The organism is Xanthomonas sp. 3793, assembly GCF_024806835.1.
GTDB classification, from domain to species: Bacteria; Pseudomonadota; Gammaproteobacteria; order Xanthomonadales; family Xanthomonadaceae; genus Xanthomonas; species Xanthomonas arboricola_F.
On sequence record NZ_JANTYU010000004.1, the window covers coordinates 420,857 to 436,621 of the forward strand.

The 15,765-nt window shown below is 65.5% G+C and carries 12 protein-coding genes and 1 other RNA gene; 6 read left to right on the forward strand and 7 right to left on the reverse strand.

What is annotated here, in order from left to right; genetic code table 11:
- Positions 1-26 precede the first annotated feature (26 nt).
- From FHY18_RS15300 to dinB, 4 genes are all read right to left on the reverse strand, one after another.
- Entirely contained in the window at positions 27-2,270 is a 2,244-nt protein-coding gene (locus FHY18_RS15300; RefSeq protein WP_259156589.1) for a TonB-dependent siderophore receptor, read from the reverse strand.
- 402 nt (positions 2,271-2,672) lie between these two features.
- A complete protein-coding gene (gene gph / locus FHY18_RS15305) occupies positions 2,673-3,323 on the reverse strand; it encodes a phosphoglycolate phosphatase (protein WP_259156591.1) in 651 nt (216 codons plus the stop codon).
- Positions 3,324-3,441: 118 nt separating this feature from the next.
- Positions 3,442-3,520, reverse strand: a non-coding RNA gene (locus FHY18_RS15310) — sX9 sRNA.
- Positions 3,521-3,530: 10 nt separating this feature from the next.
- A complete protein-coding gene (dinB, locus tag FHY18_RS15315; protein ID WP_259156592.1) occupies positions 3,531-4,610 on the reverse strand; it encodes a DNA polymerase IV in 1,080 nt (359 codons plus the stop codon).
- A 343-nt stretch (positions 4,611-4,953) separates the two neighbouring features.
- Here dinB and fabA point away from each other — a divergent pair, with 343 nt between their 5' ends.
- Together fabA and fabB are read left to right on the forward strand one after the other, a co-directional pair.
- Complete coding sequence (gene fabA / locus FHY18_RS15320; RefSeq protein ID WP_259156593.1) at positions 4,954-5,469, forward strand: 3-hydroxyacyl-[acyl-carrier-protein] dehydratase FabA; 516 nt, start codon at positions 4,954-4,956, stop codon at positions 5,467-5,469.
- Entirely contained in the window at positions 5,469-6,677 is a 1,209-nt protein-coding gene (fabB, locus tag FHY18_RS15325; RefSeq protein WP_259156594.1) for a beta-ketoacyl-ACP synthase I, read from the forward strand. Before fabA ends, fabB begins: the two co-directional genes overlap by 1 nt.
- A gap of 217 nt (positions 6,678-6,894) precedes the next feature.
- Here fabB and FHY18_RS15330 read toward each other — a convergent pair whose 3' ends face one another.
- The 3 genes from FHY18_RS15330 to FHY18_RS15340 form a co-directional block, all read right to left on the reverse strand.
- Positions 6,895-7,665, reverse strand: coding sequence for an SH3 domain-containing protein (locus FHY18_RS15330; protein WP_259156595.1), 771 nt, complete (start codon positions 7,663-7,665; stop codon positions 6,895-6,897).
- Positions 7,666-7,805: 140 nt separating this feature from the next.
- A complete protein-coding gene (locus tag FHY18_RS15335) occupies positions 7,806-9,830 on the reverse strand; it encodes a M3 family metallopeptidase (RefSeq protein WP_259156597.1) in 2,025 nt (674 codons plus the stop codon).
- A 94-nt stretch (positions 9,831-9,924) separates the two neighbouring features.
- A complete protein-coding gene (locus FHY18_RS15340; protein WP_259156599.1) occupies positions 9,925-11,028 on the reverse strand; it encodes a PLP-dependent cysteine synthase family protein in 1,104 nt (367 codons plus the stop codon).
- Between the two features lie 132 nt (positions 11,029-11,160).
- On the opposite strand from FHY18_RS15340, the gene FHY18_RS15345 reads away from it, so the two are divergent.
- From FHY18_RS15345 to gloA, 4 genes are all read left to right on the forward strand, one after another.
- Positions 11,161-11,556, forward strand: coding sequence for a CopL family metal-binding regulatory protein (locus tag FHY18_RS15345; protein WP_259156601.1), 396 nt, complete (start codon positions 11,161-11,163; stop codon positions 11,554-11,556).
- A gap of 222 nt (positions 11,557-11,778) precedes the next feature.
- On the forward strand, positions 11,779-13,599 hold the full coding sequence (locus FHY18_RS15350; protein WP_259156602.1) for a copper resistance system multicopper oxidase: 1,821 nt from the start codon (positions 11,779-11,781) through the stop codon (positions 13,597-13,599).
- The gene (locus FHY18_RS15355) at positions 13,596-14,864 is read left to right on the forward strand and encodes a copper resistance protein B (RefSeq protein ID WP_259156604.1); all 1,269 of its coding nucleotides are present in this window, start codon (positions 13,596-13,598) and stop codon (positions 14,862-14,864) included. Before FHY18_RS15350 ends, FHY18_RS15355 begins: the two co-directional genes overlap by 4 nt.
- Positions 14,865-15,081: 217 nt before the next feature.
- Positions 15,082-15,606: a lactoylglutathione lyase gene (gloA, locus tag FHY18_RS15360; RefSeq protein ID WP_259156606.1), complete on the forward strand. Its 525-nt coding sequence runs from the start codon at positions 15,082-15,084 to the stop codon at positions 15,604-15,606.
- Positions 15,607-15,765: the final 159 nt, after the last annotated feature.

Sequence of the window (15,765 nt, forward strand, 5' to 3'; positions counted from 1 at the left end):
CGTTCTCACGCAGCGCCGCATCGCTGTCAGAAACCGAAACTCAGGCTCGCCCAATACGCTCGGCCGGGCTCGTTGTAGGTCGCCGCACCTGCCGCACCGCCGGTGTTGTTGGTGCCTTCGCGAAACAGGCGGGTGTCGAACAGATTGTCCACACCGAGGCCCACACTGACCTTGCGGGTGATGCGGTAACGCGCACTGACGCCCCACAGGTCGTAGGGGTCGCGCGAGTCGGGGGCGATGGCGCCGCCGCTGGTACTCGATTGCGTGGCCGATTCCTGTTTGCCATAGAACGTACCGGTGAGCAGCAGCGACAAGGCCTGGGTCGGTTGCCAATCCAGCGTGGTGTTGACCGTGTATTCCGGAATCACCGACAGCGGCTGATCGGTCGCGGTGTTCTTGTTCTCGATCATGTAGGTGACATTGGTGTTCCACTTCAGCTCGCGGCCCTGCTCACCCAGCAGCGGCAACGTGAGGTTGCCTTCCACGCCCTGCACGATCGCTTCCGATGCGTTGGTCCACTGGAACACCTGCCCGCGCCGGTCGACCGTGACCCCGACCGGCACCATCCCGGCGACGATCTTGTCGTCGTAGGCATTGTGGAAATACGTCAGCGAGGCATGGTGACCGGTTTGCGGTGCCCACTCGATGCCGATCTCCTTGTTGATGCTGGTCTCCGGATCGAGGTTGTCGTTGCCCTGGATATAGCAGCCCGAACCAAGATTGGGGAACAGCACCGGGCAGCCATTGCCGCGTGTGTAATACAGATAATTGGCGTTGGACTGGTACAAGTTGGGTGCCTTGAAGGCGCGCGCGATGCCGCCCTTGAGCAACCAGTCTTCGCTGAGTTTGTACTGCACGTTGAGGCTGGGGCTGAGGTTGTTGCCGAACTGGCTGTGGTGATCCAGCCGCACACCTGGCGTCAGCGTCAGCCGCTCGCTGGCGTAGATGTTGTCTTCCAGATACACCGCGCTGAGCGTGGCCTCGCTTCGCGGGCTGCGCGTGCCATTGGCAAGACCGGGGAAACCACCGCCTGCGCTCACCGTCTGCGACATCGAATACGCATCGCTGAGGCGGCTCTGGCGGCGTTCGAAGCCCAGCGTCAGCACCTGCTCGGTCCAGGCCTGCAGCGGCATGTTGAACTCGCCGTCGATGTTGAGGTTGTCGAGCGTGGCGGTGGAATCGAGCAGGCTGGCGGCAATGGAGCCTTCCGGCCCGCCGGCCAGGCCTTCGTTGAGGCGGGTATTGTCGGTGCCTTCGTAGGCGGCGGTGAGGCGCGATGTGCCGAGCGCCCAGGTGCCGCGATGGGTCAGCGAGGCGGTGCGGCGGATCATCGTGTTGGTTTCGCTGCCAAACAACGCACCCAGATCGGCACCGGCCAGGCCATCGGCGCTGACCGCGCGATCGCCCGCGTACAGATTGCCCTGGCGGCTGAAACCGGTATCGAGTTCGATCACCTGGCCTTCCATCGGATCCCAGCGCAGCAGGCCGTTGATGTCCTTATTGCGCACACCCTCGCGTCCGGCCGGCGGCACCGCGGCGGCGCTGCTGGCAAAGCGGCGATTGAGCTCCAGTGAATCCGGATCGGTCTTGTTGAGATTGCCGTAGAGGCGGAACGAGAACGTGTCGCTCAGCGGCCCGCTGAGCTGGAAGCCGGCACGCTGGCCGCCGCCTTCGGCACTGTGCTGCGGCACCAGGCCGAACAGGCTCATCGAGCCGGTCAGATCGCCGGTCGGCTTCTTGGTGATGATGTTGACCACGCCACCGGAGGCACCGGAGCCATAACGCGCCGCGGCCGGGCCGCGCAGCACTTCGATCCGCTCCACCGCTTCGGCCGGCACCCAGTTGGTGTCGCCGCGCGTATTGCGCTCGCCGCTGCGGCCCATGCGCACCGCATCGCGCGATCCCACCGGTTTGCCATCGACCAGAATCAGCGTGTTTTCCGGGCCCATGCCGCGCAGATCGATCTGGCGATTGTTGCCGTACTGGCCGGAGGCACTGTTGCCGGTGAGGTTGACGCCCGGCATAGTGCGCAGCAGTTGCGACAGATCATTCACCGGCGGGCGTCGTTCGATGTCTTCGGCGGTAATGACCGACGAACCCAATGCTTGCCGTGCGATTTGCGCGGCGGTGACGTGCACGGTGTCCAGCGATTGCGGATCGGCCGCGGCGTCTTCGGCCGATGCGCTGCAAATGCAGCTGCCACAGCCGAGCGCAATGGCCAACACTAGCTGGCGGTGGGACAACATGGGACGACGCGCAGGCGCAGACATCCATGACCGGCGTGATGCGGACATTCTCAAACCTCTCGACAGGAGATGGACCTCTGGCGACGGCTTGAGGTGATACGTGGGGAGTGCTGCGTGCAGCAGGCGCACGATGCGCCTGCCAAGCGCTGACGCAGTCAGGATTACCCGCGCATTCTACACAGATGCGATTCATTCTCAAACAGAATGACTGCGCCGGCGAAGCCGCATGCGGCTCTTGCGGAACAGATCAGCGCACTTTTGCCGCAACATGTTGTGCACTATCTGCAGGTCGGTGCGCGTTCCAGCTGTCTGCCGGTGCAGTGCACGTGCGTGCGATGTTCATCCAGCGCGGCGAACCGACGGCGGCGTTGGTGGTGCAAGCGATGATGGAGGCGCATGCAACGGGTGCTGATTGGCTTGCGCGTTTTACTTCAACGCAAGCAGCTCGCGCATGTCGTCCATGACCGCCACCGCGCCGGCGCTCTGCACATCGAAGCCGCGCAGATAGCCGTAGCGCACCATCGCCAAGGGCATTGCCGCTGCGTGTGCGGCAGCCGCATCCGTGGCCGAATCGCCGACCATCAGGCACTGCTGCGGTGTGTGCCGGAATTGCCTGGCCAGGTGCAGCAGCGGTGCCGGATCGGGTTTGCGCTGCGCCAGCGAATCGCCTCCGAGCACGCTGCTGAACTGCGATGCGATGCCCAGATGCTCCAGCAGCGGCGCGATAAACCGCGATGGCTTGTTGGTGCACAACGCCAGCGTAGCGCCGGCCTCGCGCAACCCGGTCAATGCCTCGCCGACACCGGAATAGAGCTGCGGGTCCTGCAGCAGGCAGGCTTCGTAATGACGCATCATCACCGGCATCTCGGTATCGGCGTCATGGGTACCGCCGGCTTCGCGCAAGGCGGTGGCGAGCAGCACGTGCACGCCTTCGCCGATCCAGCCGCGGATCGTCGCCTCGCTGAACTGCTGCAACCCGAGTTCGTGCAGGGTGGCGTTGAGCGCTTCGGCGATATTGGGTGCGCTGTCCACCAGCGTGCCATCCAGGTCGAAGATCACCAGCGGATACGGAAACATGCACAACGCCTCGTCGGGGGAGCGGCGTGCAGTGTACGAGCGCCCGGATTCAGAGCGCGTCAGCGTGCGCGGTGGAGATGCCTGATGCAGCGATCGCTGCATGCAGCAGGCCAGGAGCGGCCCACCCAACGTAGCGAGCAGCCATCTGGTGGGTGTGGACGGCGCGCTCAGAACCGCAGTGGCGGCACCGCGGGCATGAGGCCGCGCTCATTGCGCCGGCGGCATCTCACCGAACAATTCTCCCTGCACCGCGCCCTCGTCGGCATCGCTGAAACCGCTCAGCCCCACGCCGACCAGGCGATAGCGCGTCTCCTCGGGCAGTTCCACGCGCCGGGTCAGCGCCAATGCAATCTGCGCCAATGCGTCCAAAGAAGCGGGCGGCTGCTCCGGCGTGTAGGAGCGGGTCAGGATGCGAAAGTGCGAAGTCTTCAACTTCAGCACCACCGTGCGCCCGATCCGTTCGGTACGCCGCGTGGCAAGCCAGGTCTTTTCGGCCAGGCGCAGGATGTGCGGATCCAGTGCATCGAGCGCCAGATCCTCGCTGAAGGTGTCCTCCGAGGAGACCGACTGCACTTCCTGATCCGGCTCCACCGGGCGTTCGTCGATGCCGCGCGCGCGGCGATACAGGCTATGTCCGAAGCTGCCGAAATGCGCCTGCAATTCTTCCAGCGGACGCAGTCGCAGATCGGCCACGGTGACGATGCCCAAAGCCGCCAGCTTGCCGTCCATCACCTTGCCCACGCCGGGAATGCGATTGACCTTGAGCGGCAGCAGGAATGCATCCACGCGACTTGGTGCGATGACGAACTGGCCATCTGGCTTGCGCCAGTCGGAGGCGATCTTGGCCAGGAACTTGTTCGGCGCGATGCCGGCCGATGCAGTGAGCCGGGTTTCGTCGCGGATCTGGGTGCGGATCAGCTGCGCGATCTCGGTGGCCAGCTGCATGCCGGTCTTGGCTTGGGTGACATCCAGATAGGCTTCGTCCAGCGACAACGGCTCGACCAGATCAGTGTGGCGATGGAAGATCTCGCGCACCTGTCGCGACACCGCCTTGTAGCGCGCAAAATCCGGCGGCACGAAGACCGCATCCGGGCACAGCCGCTCGGCGCGCAGCGCCGGCATCGCCGAGCGAATGCCGAAAGTACGTGCCTCGTAGGAGGCGGCGCAGACCACCGAACGCGCGCCGCGCCAGGCCACCACCACCGGCTTGCCGCGCAGGCCGGGATCGTCACGTTGCTCCACGGACGCGTAGAACGCATCCATGTCCACGTGCACGATCTTGCGCATCAAGCTGGCATCTCTCCACTCAGGATGCGGCCATGATAAGGCAGCCGCGTCTCACGCCATGATCCAGCAACAACGGCAAGGCGGCGCGAAACGGGCGCGACCGCCGCCAGCGATGGACATTGCCTTCAGCTCCGGACCACCACGCCTTTGCACATCATCCGGCCGTTGGCCATGACCGGATGGCGTGCGAAGGCGCGAGCTACCGAGCCTCCACATTGTGCACCGCACCCTTGCAGCGTCTGAAAACAGCACGCATGCGTACGGATAAAACGTTTGATTGAACCGCGCCGGCTCATGCACCCTTGCCGGCTTCGCCATTCGCTCCTTGCAGGACACGTTTGTGATGACTCGTCAAAATGCGTATTCGCGCGACCAATTGCTGGCCAGCGCGCGCGGGGAATTGTTCGGACCCGACAGCGGCCGGCTGCCGAACGACCCGATGCTGATGTTCGACCGCATCACCGAGATCAACGACAGCGGCGGCGCGCATGGCAAGGGCGTGATCCGCGCAGAACTCGATGTCCGCCCGGACCTGTGGTTCTTCGGTTGCCACTTCATCGGCGACCCGGTGATGCCCGGCTGCCTGGGGCTGGATGCGATGTGGCAGCTGACCGGCTTTTTCCTGACCTGGATCGGCGCACCCGGTCGCGGACGCGCGCTGGGCTGCGGCGAGGTCAAGTTCACCGGCCAGGTATTGCCGAGCGCCAGCCTGGTGAGCTACGAGATCGATGTCAGCCGCGTGATCAACCGCAAGCTGGTGATGGCGCAGAGCGATGCACGCATGCTGGTGGACGGGCGCGAGATCTACACCGCCAAGGATCTGCGCGTGGGCATGTTCACTTCGACGGAGAACTTCTGATGCGTCGTGTCGTCGTCACCGGAATGGGCATCAATTCGTGTCTGGGCAACGATCTGGACACCGTCTCCACCGCATTGCGTGAGAGCCGCTCCGGCATCACTGCATTGCCCGATCACGCCGGGGCCGGTCTGCGCAGCCAGGTGGGCGGCGCGGTGACGCTGGATCTGGAGGCGTTGATCGACCGCAAGCTCAAACGCTTCATGGGCGACGCCTCCGCGTACGCGTATCTGGCCATGCGCGATGCGATTGCCGATGCCGGGCTGGATGCCGAGCAGGTCAGTAGCCTGCGGACCGGCGTGATCGCCGGCTCCGGTGGCGGGTCCAGTCAATGGCAGGTGGAAACCGCCGACCTGCTGCGCAACCGTGGCGTGCGCAAGGTGGGCCCGTACATGGTGCCGCGCACGATGTGTTCGGCGGTCTCCGCATCGCTGGCCACTGCGTTCAAGATCCGCGGCTTGAGCTATTCGCTGTCGGCCGCCTGTGCGACGTCGGCGCACTGCATCGGCGCGGCCGCGGATCTGATCCGGCACGGCGCGCAGGATGTGATGTTCGCCGGCGGCGGCGAAGAACTGCACTGGACCATGAGCGTGATGTTCGATGCGATGGGCGCGCTGTCCACCGGCTTCAACGATCGCCCGGCGGTGGCCTCGCGCCCCTACGATGCGCAGCGCGACGGCTTTGTCATCGGCAGCGGCGGCGGCATGCTGGTGCTGGAAGACTACGACCACGCCATCGCGCGCGGCGCACGCATCCATGCCGAATTGCTCGGCTATGGCGTGACCTCCGATGGTGCCGACATGGTGGCGCCCAGCGGCGAAGGTGCGGTGCGCTGCATGCACATGGCCATGCAAGGCCTCAGCCAGCCGATCGACTACCTCAACACCCACGGCACCTCCACGCCGCTGGGCGATGTCACCGAACTGGGCGCGGTGCGCGAGGTGTTCGGCGACAACGTGCCGCCGTTGTCCTCGACCAAGGCGCTGTCGGGCCATTCGCTGGGCGCGGCCAGCGTGCACGAAGCGATCTACAGCCTGCTGATGTTGCGCGACGGGTTCATGGCCGGCTCTGCACATATCGACGAACTCGACCCCCGTGCGGAGGGCTTCCCGATCCTGCGGCAGACGCAGGAGGCGAGCTTGAACACGGTGATGTCCAACAGCTTCGGCTTTGGCGGCACCAACGGCACGTTGGTGTTCGGGCGGGTGTGATGGCTGCTGCCACCGCCGCGATCACGCTGCGGTGGCACCGGTTGCGGCGATGACAGAAACGCGCCGATCACCCAGTGACTGCCGTGTCTTGCATGCCATCGGCCGATGTCGTTGGCCAGGCGCGGCAAGCCGGGATTTGCATAGTTGATACCGCCACAAGGCGCCAACCGCAATGCCCTGCCAGGTGCACGCCAGACCTCGTCCGACGAACGGCCGGCTAGCGATCTTGCTGGTCGCGCATTTTCCGTTCCCAAACCGATTGCTCGTAGTCGATGCTTGCCTGGTCGATACAACTCTGTGAGCCGACGTCCTGACTCTGTGAGCCTGCGCACCGTTGCCGAACCGCTCCGTCGTAGTCGCTGCGTGCCTGAGAGATACAACTCTGCACGGCACTGTCCTGGCCTCCTGAGCGTTCGCACCTGTTGATCCTTTCGTCCCGTGCATCACGGTCCAGCCGATTCAGCGCAGCCCGATCGATCACGGCACGCTCGCGTTCGGTGCGCTCGTTCTCTGCACGTGTCTGCCGCTTGGCACGTCTTGCCATGGACTGCACTCCGTCCGCCGGCACGCCCTCGCCAGGTGCCAGGAGCTCCAGTGGCAGCGAGTCTCCCGGCGTGTGATCGCGCCAGAACGCACGCTCGCTCTCGACCGTCCATTCGCGGCCGCGATAGTGCGTGTCCCAGTAGGTGTCCAGCGCGAACTTCACTTTCGGCACCACGCGATTCAGGGCGCCGTGATTGAGCGCGATCGAGTTCGCAGGAAGCCAACCACGTGCCTCCGGAGAACGCACGTCGCACCAGGTGCCGCGGTCGAGACAACCATAGACCTGAAGCGCATTGCCGGGCTGAACTTCTCCCACGCGCCGGTACTCTTCAGCAGGCCCGGCGCGCAGGCCAGCCAGGCCGTTGGCGTGGCCGGCATGTTGCGCCCAAACCGGCATGGCCACGGCCATCAGCCATAGCGCACTCCATGACAAACGTCGCTGCATTGCGGTCTCCTTGTGCCTTGTTCCACTGCATGCTGCGCCTCGCGAAGGGGCGCCACGTCGCGGTTATAAGACAGCTCACCTCAATGCAATGCGAACTCCGTAGCGACCGGTGGCCGGTGACGACGGCCCAATCGGCACCATCAGCCCGCCATGCCGTTGTGCCGCAGCAATGCGTCGATGCTCGGCGCACGCCCACGGAAGGCACGGAAGTTGTCGGCCGCACTGCGGCTGCCACCGCGCGACAACACTTCATGGCGAAAACGTTCCCCCGTGTCAGCGACCTGCTCCGGCGCCTCTTCGAACGCGGCGTAGGCATCGGCACTAAGCACTTCAGCCCATTTGTAACTGTAATAGCCGGCTGCGTAGCCGCCCGCGAAAATATGGCTGAACTGATGCGGGAAGCGATTCCACGCCGGCGGGCGATTGACGGCGACCTCGTCGCGCACGCGCTCGATCAGCTGCAGCACGCTGTCCTGCACCGGGTCGAAGCTGCTGTGCAGCTGCATGTCGAACAAGGCGAACTCCAGCTGGCGCACGGTGAACATGCCGCTCTGGAAATTACGCGCAGCCAGCAGCCGATCGAACAGGTTGCGCGGCAACGGCTCGCCGGTCTGCACGTGCGCGGTCATCGCCTGCACGCGCTCCCATTCCCAGCAGAAGTTCTCCATGAACTGGCTGGGCAGTTCCACCGCATCCCATTCCACGCCATTGATGCCGGCCACACCCAACTCGCCGATGCGGGTGAGCAACTGATGCAGGCCGTGGCCCATTTCATGGAACAGCGTGGTGACCTCGCCGTGCCGGAAGGTGGCCGGTGCATCGCCACTGCCGCGGCCGAAGTTGCACACCAGATACACCAGCGGCGTCTGCGTCCCATTGGCGGTCTCGCGGCGGTTGCGGCAATCGTCCATCCACGCGCCACCGCGCTTGCCTTCGCGCGCGTACAGATCCAGATAGAACTGGCCAACCAACGCGCCCTGCGCATCTTCCAGCCGGAAGAAACGCACGTCCGGATGCCACACCGGCGCGCTGTCCGGCTTGACGCTCAGTCCGTACAGGCTGTGGATGACATCGAACAGGCCAGCCAGCACCTTGTGCTCGGTGAAATACTGCTTCACTTCCTGCTCGGAAAAGCTGTAGCGCGCCTGCTTGAGCTTTTCGCTGACGTAGGCCAGGTCCCAGGCCTGCAGTTCATCCAGGCCAAGTTCGTCGCGTGCGAAGGCTTCGAGTTCGGCACGGTCGCGTTGCGCATACGGCCTGGCACGCACGGCCAGGTCGCGCAGGAACCCCATCACTTCAGTGGGGCTTTGCGCCATCTTGGTGGCGACCGAGTAGTCGGCGTAACTTGCAAATCCAAGCAGCTGCGCCAGCTCGGCGCGCAGGGCGAGAATACGATCGATATTGGCGCTGTTGTCCAGCGCAGGATCGCCGAACTCGGAGGCGCGCTCGGCGTTGGCGCGATACAGCAGCGCGCGCAGTTCGCGGCTGTCGGCATCGCTTTGCACCGGCAGATAGCACGGCATCTGCAAGGTGAACTTCCAGCCCGGTACGCCGTCTTTTTCAGCCGCAGCGCGTGCGGCGGCGATCACCTCGGCCGGCAGGCCGGACAACTGCGCCTGGTCTTCGGTCACGTACGACCAAGCGTCGGTAGCGTCGAGCACGTTCTGAGAAAACCTGGCTGCCAATGCGGACAGCTCTTCCTGGATCTGCGCAAAGCGCGCCTTGGCCTCGTCGTCCAGCTCGGCGCCGCCGAGACGGAAATCGCGCAGCGCGTTGTCCAGCACCTTGCGGCGCGCCTGATCGTACTCGGCCGCTTCAGGCGATTGCGCCAGCGCCTTGTACTGCGCGTACAAGGCCAGGTTCTGGCCCAGCGCGCTGCCGAAGCGGCTCACCTTGGGCAGATTGCTGTTGTAGGCCTCGCGCAGCTCGGGCGTGTTCATTACCGCCTGCAGATGGCCGACCTGGCCCCATGCGCGCCACAACCGCTCGGTGGCATCGTCCAGCGGCACCACGAAACTGTCCCAGCGCACCGGGCTGACCTGTTCGGCCGCCTTCACTGCCGCTTCTGCCTCGGCCAGCAGTTGGTCGATCGCCGGGCCTACATGCGCAGGGCGGATGGCATCGAAGGACGGCAGTCCGGACAGATCGAGCAGCGGGTTGGTCATGGAGCGCTCCGGCGGTGGACTGAATCAGGGATGACGAAGATGTCTGGTGACAGGTGCCGACGCCCAGCGCGTCAGCACGCTCCCGATATGGCGATCAACGCAGCGCAGCACAAGGCAGCTGCGGCAATGCGCCGCCGTTGACCGCCTCGGCAATGGCCGCATCGCTGTCGGTGACATCGATCGCCCGCTCCGCGTACCAGCCCGGGTTGTAGTAACTGTGCGCGTAGCGCTCGCCTGCATCGCACAGGATGGTGACGATGGAGCCCTGCCGGCCCTCCTCGCGCATCCGCTGCGCGGCGTGCAGTACGCCGATGAAGTTGGTGCCGGTGGAGCCGCCCACGCGACGGCCCAGCGTGGCGCTGACGTGGCGCATCGCCGCCAGGCTCAAGGCGTCGGGCGCCTTGATCATTTCATCGACGCAGCTGGCAATGAAGCTCGATTCCACCCGCGGCCGGCCGATGCCTTCGATGCGCGAGCCGCCGGTGATCGCCAGCTCCTTGGGGCACTGCCCGTCCACCGCACGGCAATAACCGTCGAAGAACACCGACACTTCCGGGTCCACGCACAGGATGCGGGTGTGATGCCGGCGATAGCGCACATAGCGCCCCAATGTGGCGCTGGTGCCGCCGGTGCCGGGGCTGCAGACGATCCAGTCGGGGATGGGGTGGGGCTCTTCGGCCAGCTGCTTGAAGATCGATTCGGCGATGTTGTTGTTGGCGCGCCAGTCGGTGGCGCGCTCGGCGTAGGTGAACTGGTCCATGAAGTGCCCGCCGGTCTCGCGCGCGAGCTGGTGCGAGGCGCTGTCCAGGTCGCAGGCACGTTCCACCAGATGGCAGCGGCCGCCCTGGAATTGAATCGCTGCGATCTTCTCCGGCGAGGTCGAGGCCGGCATCACCGCGATGAAGGGCACCCCCAGCAGGCGCGCGAAATAGGCCTCGGAAATGGCGGTCGAGCCACTGGAGGCCTCGATCACCGGCCGCCCGGCACGCAGCCAGCCGTTGGTCAGCGCATAGAGAAACAGCGAGCGCGCCAGCCGGTGCTTGAGGCTGCCGGTGGGGTGGCTGGACTCGTCCTTGAAGTACAGGTCGATGCCTGGATAGCCCGGCAGATCCATCGGGATCAGATGGGTGTCGGCCGAACGATTGAAATCGGCCTCGATCTTCTGGATGGCGGCGGCCACCCACTGGCGCTGCGACATGGGCACGGGCGTGAAGCGAAAGAGGCGTCAATTCTACCGCCGCCAGGCGCACAGCCGGCGCCGGCGGTCAGCGGGCGGACGGTTGCGGGCCGGTGGTATGCTCGCAGCGTCATCCATCAGCCCCGACCGCCCGTGCTGCCTTGCCTGCTCCGCCTGCTGCTGTGCCTGTGCCTGGTCGCCAATACGGCCACCGGCGCGTGGGCGTCGGTGGGCATGGCAATGCCGGAAGTGGCCGTGCCGCAGACGGTCACGCACGCCATGCAGGCGCACGTGGCGGCCGCGATGCCGTGCCATGACGCCATGCCAGCGGCCGATGCGGCGCCGTTGCCCGACACGACCAGACACGCGCACGCCAGCGACTGCTGCAAGCTGGGCAGCTGCGACTGCCTGCAACACTGCAGCCTGGCCTTGCTGACCCTGCCCGCGGTTCCGGCGGGGATGCTCAGTCATTCCGCGGCGCCTGCCGCCCTGGACGCAGGCCGCGGCAACCCGACACACGAGCAACCGGTTCGACCTCCCATCGGCTAACGGCCGACACGGCACGACGCGCTTGCCCAGACGCGTCGCCGATGCGCGGCATCGGCAGTCACTGCACGCGCCCGGGTAGCAGGCGCACCGCATGCCTGGCGTGACGCGCGCGCGCCGTGCCTATCGGCCCCTCCCATGCATGCTTCGCCCCGCGTCCCTGTACGCGGGATTTCCCAGCGATGCGCTGCGTCTGCCTGCTGTTGCAGACGCGCCGGAGATGACATGTCTTCCGATTCCCCTGTGTTCGATCCAACCTCCCCGCCTGCCATCAGCCGGCGCCGTTTCGTGCAGGGCCTGGCCCTGGGCGGTCTTGCCGCCGGTGCCGGGCTGTGGCGTGCCGACGCGCGTGCAGCCGGCGCGGTGAGCACGCCGGTCCTGCGCGGCAGCAGCCAGTCGCTGCAGATCGGCCGCCTGCCGGTCAATTTCACCGGGCGCACGCGCCCTGCCATCACCGTCAACCAGAGCCTGCCTGCGCCCACGCTGCGCTGGCGCGAGGGCGATACGGTGAGCGTGCGCGTGCATAACGCGCTGACCGACCAGCCCACCTCGGTGCACTGGCACGGCCTGCTGCTGCCGGCCAACATGGACGGCGTGCCCGGCATGAGCTTCGATGGCATCGCGCCAGGCCAGGAGTATCACTACCGCTTTGCGCTGCGCCAATCCGGCACCTACTGGTACCACAGCCATTCGATGTTCCAGGAGCAGGCCGGCCTGTATGGCGCCATCGTCATCGATCCGCTGACACCGCCGCCGTACCGCCACGATCGCGAACATGTGGTGCTGTTGTCGGACTGGACCGATCTCGACCCGGCGGCGCTGTTCCGCCGCCTGAAACAGATGCCCAGCCACGACAACTACGCACAGCGCACCGTGGGCGACTTCCTGCGCGATGCGCGCGAAGACGGCCTGCGCGCGACACTGGCCGACCGTGGCATGTGGGGCCGCATGCGCATGACGCCCACCGACCTGTCGGACGTCAACGCCAACACCTACACCTACCTGCTGAACGGGGTGGCGCCGGCCGGCAACTGGACCGGCTTGTTCACTCCCGGCGAAAAGGTGTTGCTGCGTTTCATCAACGGCTCGTCGATGACCTACTTCGACATCCGCATCCCCGGCCTGCGCATGACCGTTGTCGCCGCCGACGGCCAATACGTGCATCCGGTCAGCGTGGACGAACTACGGATTGCCGCGGCAGAAACCTTCGATGTGCTCGTCGAGCCCATCGGCCAGGATGCGTTTACCTTGTTTGCGCAGGACATGGGCCGCACCGGATTCGCCTGCGGCACGCTGGCCGTACGCCATGGCCTGCGGCCGCCGATTCCCGCGCTGGATCCGCGCGCGATCCTCACCATGCAGGACATGGGACATGGCGATGGCATGGCGCATGCCGATCACGCCATGCACGGTGACGACACGACGCAAAGCGACCCGCATGCGGCGCATGCGATGCCAATGCCAATGCCGATGCCGATGCCGATGCCAGTCCAGCATGCGCACGACAGCGCATCGGACAAGACACCGCATCACCCCGCCAGCGAGGATGGCAATCCATTGATCGACATGCGCAGCAATGCCACCGCGCCGCGTCTGGACGACCCCGGCGTAGGCCTGCGCGACAACGGCCGCCGCGTGCTGCGCTACGGCGATCTGCATAGCCTGTTCGATGACCCGGATGGCCGCGAGCCCGGTCGCGAGATCGAGCTGCACCTGACCGGCCACATGGAAAAATTTGCATGGTCCTTCGACGGCATCGCCTTCGCCTCGGCCGACCCACTGCGGCTGCGTTACGGCGAGCGGCTACGCATCGTGCTGGTCAACGACACCATGATGCAGCACCCCATCCATCTGCACGGCATGTGGAGCGACCTGGAAGATGCCGACGGCAATTTCCAGGTGCGCAAGCACACCATCGACATGCCGCCCGGTACGCGCCGTACCTATCGCGTGCGTGCGGATGCGCTCGGCCGTTGGGCCTACCACTGTCACCTGCTGTACCACATGGAAGCGGGCATGATGCGCGAAGTGCGGGTGGAGGCATGAGCGCGTTACGCCTACGCCCACTGTTGGTGAGCATGTGGATGCTGAGTGCGTCGTTAGCTGCGCAGGAGCACCTGGATGCGGCGGGCAGCACCGCAGCGCACGATGCGCATGCGATGCAGATGACGTCCGACGCTGGCGATGCCGATTTGCCAAAGGCGGCAGCGTCGGATGCGGCGCCGGCCACTGCACAGGACACCATGCCTGCCATGGAGGTGGCGAACGCGCACATGCAGCACGCCGACCAGACGCCACCGCCTACCGAGCATTCTCATCATGACGCCACAGAATCTGTGGCACCCAGCGATGCACCGGTGTTGCAGCGTGCTCAGACGCAGGAGTCCGCAGTCAGGCCGTCTGCAGATCATGACCACATGTCGCACGCGGGCATGGACCATGGCTCGATGGATCACCCGGCGATGGATCACGCATCCATGACCGCAGGTCCTGCGCAGCAGGCGCCGATGGAGCACACTCCCATGGACCATGCGCGGATGCATGGCGACGCACCAGCCAAGATGCCGATGCAAACGCATGCCTCCCCACATAGCGCTGCACTGCCACGCGAGCCGATTCCAGAGCCGACTGCCGAGGACATCGCCGCAGCCTTCGCACCGCTGCACAGTCACGCGATGCATGGGACGGGAGTCAACCGGTACGTGCTGCTCGATCGACTGGAAGCCTTCGACACCGATCGCGGCAGCGGCCGGCAATGGGAAGCGCGCGCGTGGATCGGTGGCGATATCGACCGCGTGTGGCTACGCAGCGAAGGCGAGCGACAGCAGGGGCACACACAAGACGCGTCGGTCGAAGCGTTCTACGGCCATGCCATCTCGCCTTGGTGGGATGTATTGGTGGGCGTGCGTCAGGACATCGGCACCGACCATCGCAGTTGGGCGGCGTTCGGCGTGCAAGGCATGGCGCCTTACAAGTTCGAAACCGAGGCCACCCTCTTCATTGGCAGCGGCGGTCGCGCGGCCATGCGACTGGAGGGCGAATACGACGTCCTGCTGACCAACCGCCTGATCCTGCAGCCACGCGTGGAAGCAGACATCGCACTGAGCGAGGATAGGCAACGCGGCATCGACAGCGGCCTGGAGCAGCTCGAAGCAGGCGTGCGACTCCGCTACGAAATCACACGCCGGTTTGCGCCCTATATCGGCTGGGTGCATCACCGCAGCTTCGGCGACCGTGCCCGGCGCGCCACGATGGACGACGAACCGGCGCGCGACAGCCGCTTCGTCGTCGGCGTGCGCATCTGGTTTTGAACTGGCCGCAGCACTGCGCATGGGTGCGGCAGCTCGTCCCCATGCGCACGGCAGACATGCACGCAAACGCAGACATGAACCGATGACCGCCCAGCGCGCGGCGCCCAGGGCACCGACGCGCGCGATGCAGACACGCCGACCACCATTGCCTGGCTAACATCGGCATCCACCACAGCGCCGACCTGTTCCCCCCAAGACGTTTTACAAGGAAACCGACATGCCTTTGACCGATCTCAATCACGTTCCCGGCGCCAGCACCGCGCCTGCCGAAACCAGCGGTTTCGTGTTCAACCACACCATGCTGCGCATCAAGGATGCGCAGCGCTCGCTGGATTTCTACACGCGTGTGCTCGGCTTCCGCCTGCTGGATGCGCGCCACTTCGCCGAGGCCGAGTTCAGCCTGTACTTTCTCGCATTGCTGCCGCAAGACACCGCGATTCCAGACGACGACGCAGCGCGCCGTCTGTGGATGGCCGGCATCCCCGGCGTGCTGGAACTCACCCATAACCACGGTACCGAAACCCAGGACGGCCCGGTCTACCACGACGGCAACAGCGACCCACGCGGCTTCGGCCATATCTGCGTCTCGGTACCGGATATCCACGCCGCCTGCGCACGCTTCGACAGCCTCGGCGTGGCGTACCAAAAACGCTTGGAAGACGGCCGCATGAAGCACCTGGCCTTCATCAAGGACCCGGATGGCTATTGGGTGGAGATCATTTCCAATACGCCGCTGGCGTAAGCACACAGGCCACCCGGCACGCCTGAAGTTTCAGTGGACGGGTGAAGCAAGGGGATGGGGTGCAGACCTGACACCCCATCCGTCCGCTGAGTCGGAAGCCCCACGCGCAGCAGGCAACCCGGCCGCGCAAGGCTGGGCGCGACGACTGGACACATCGCC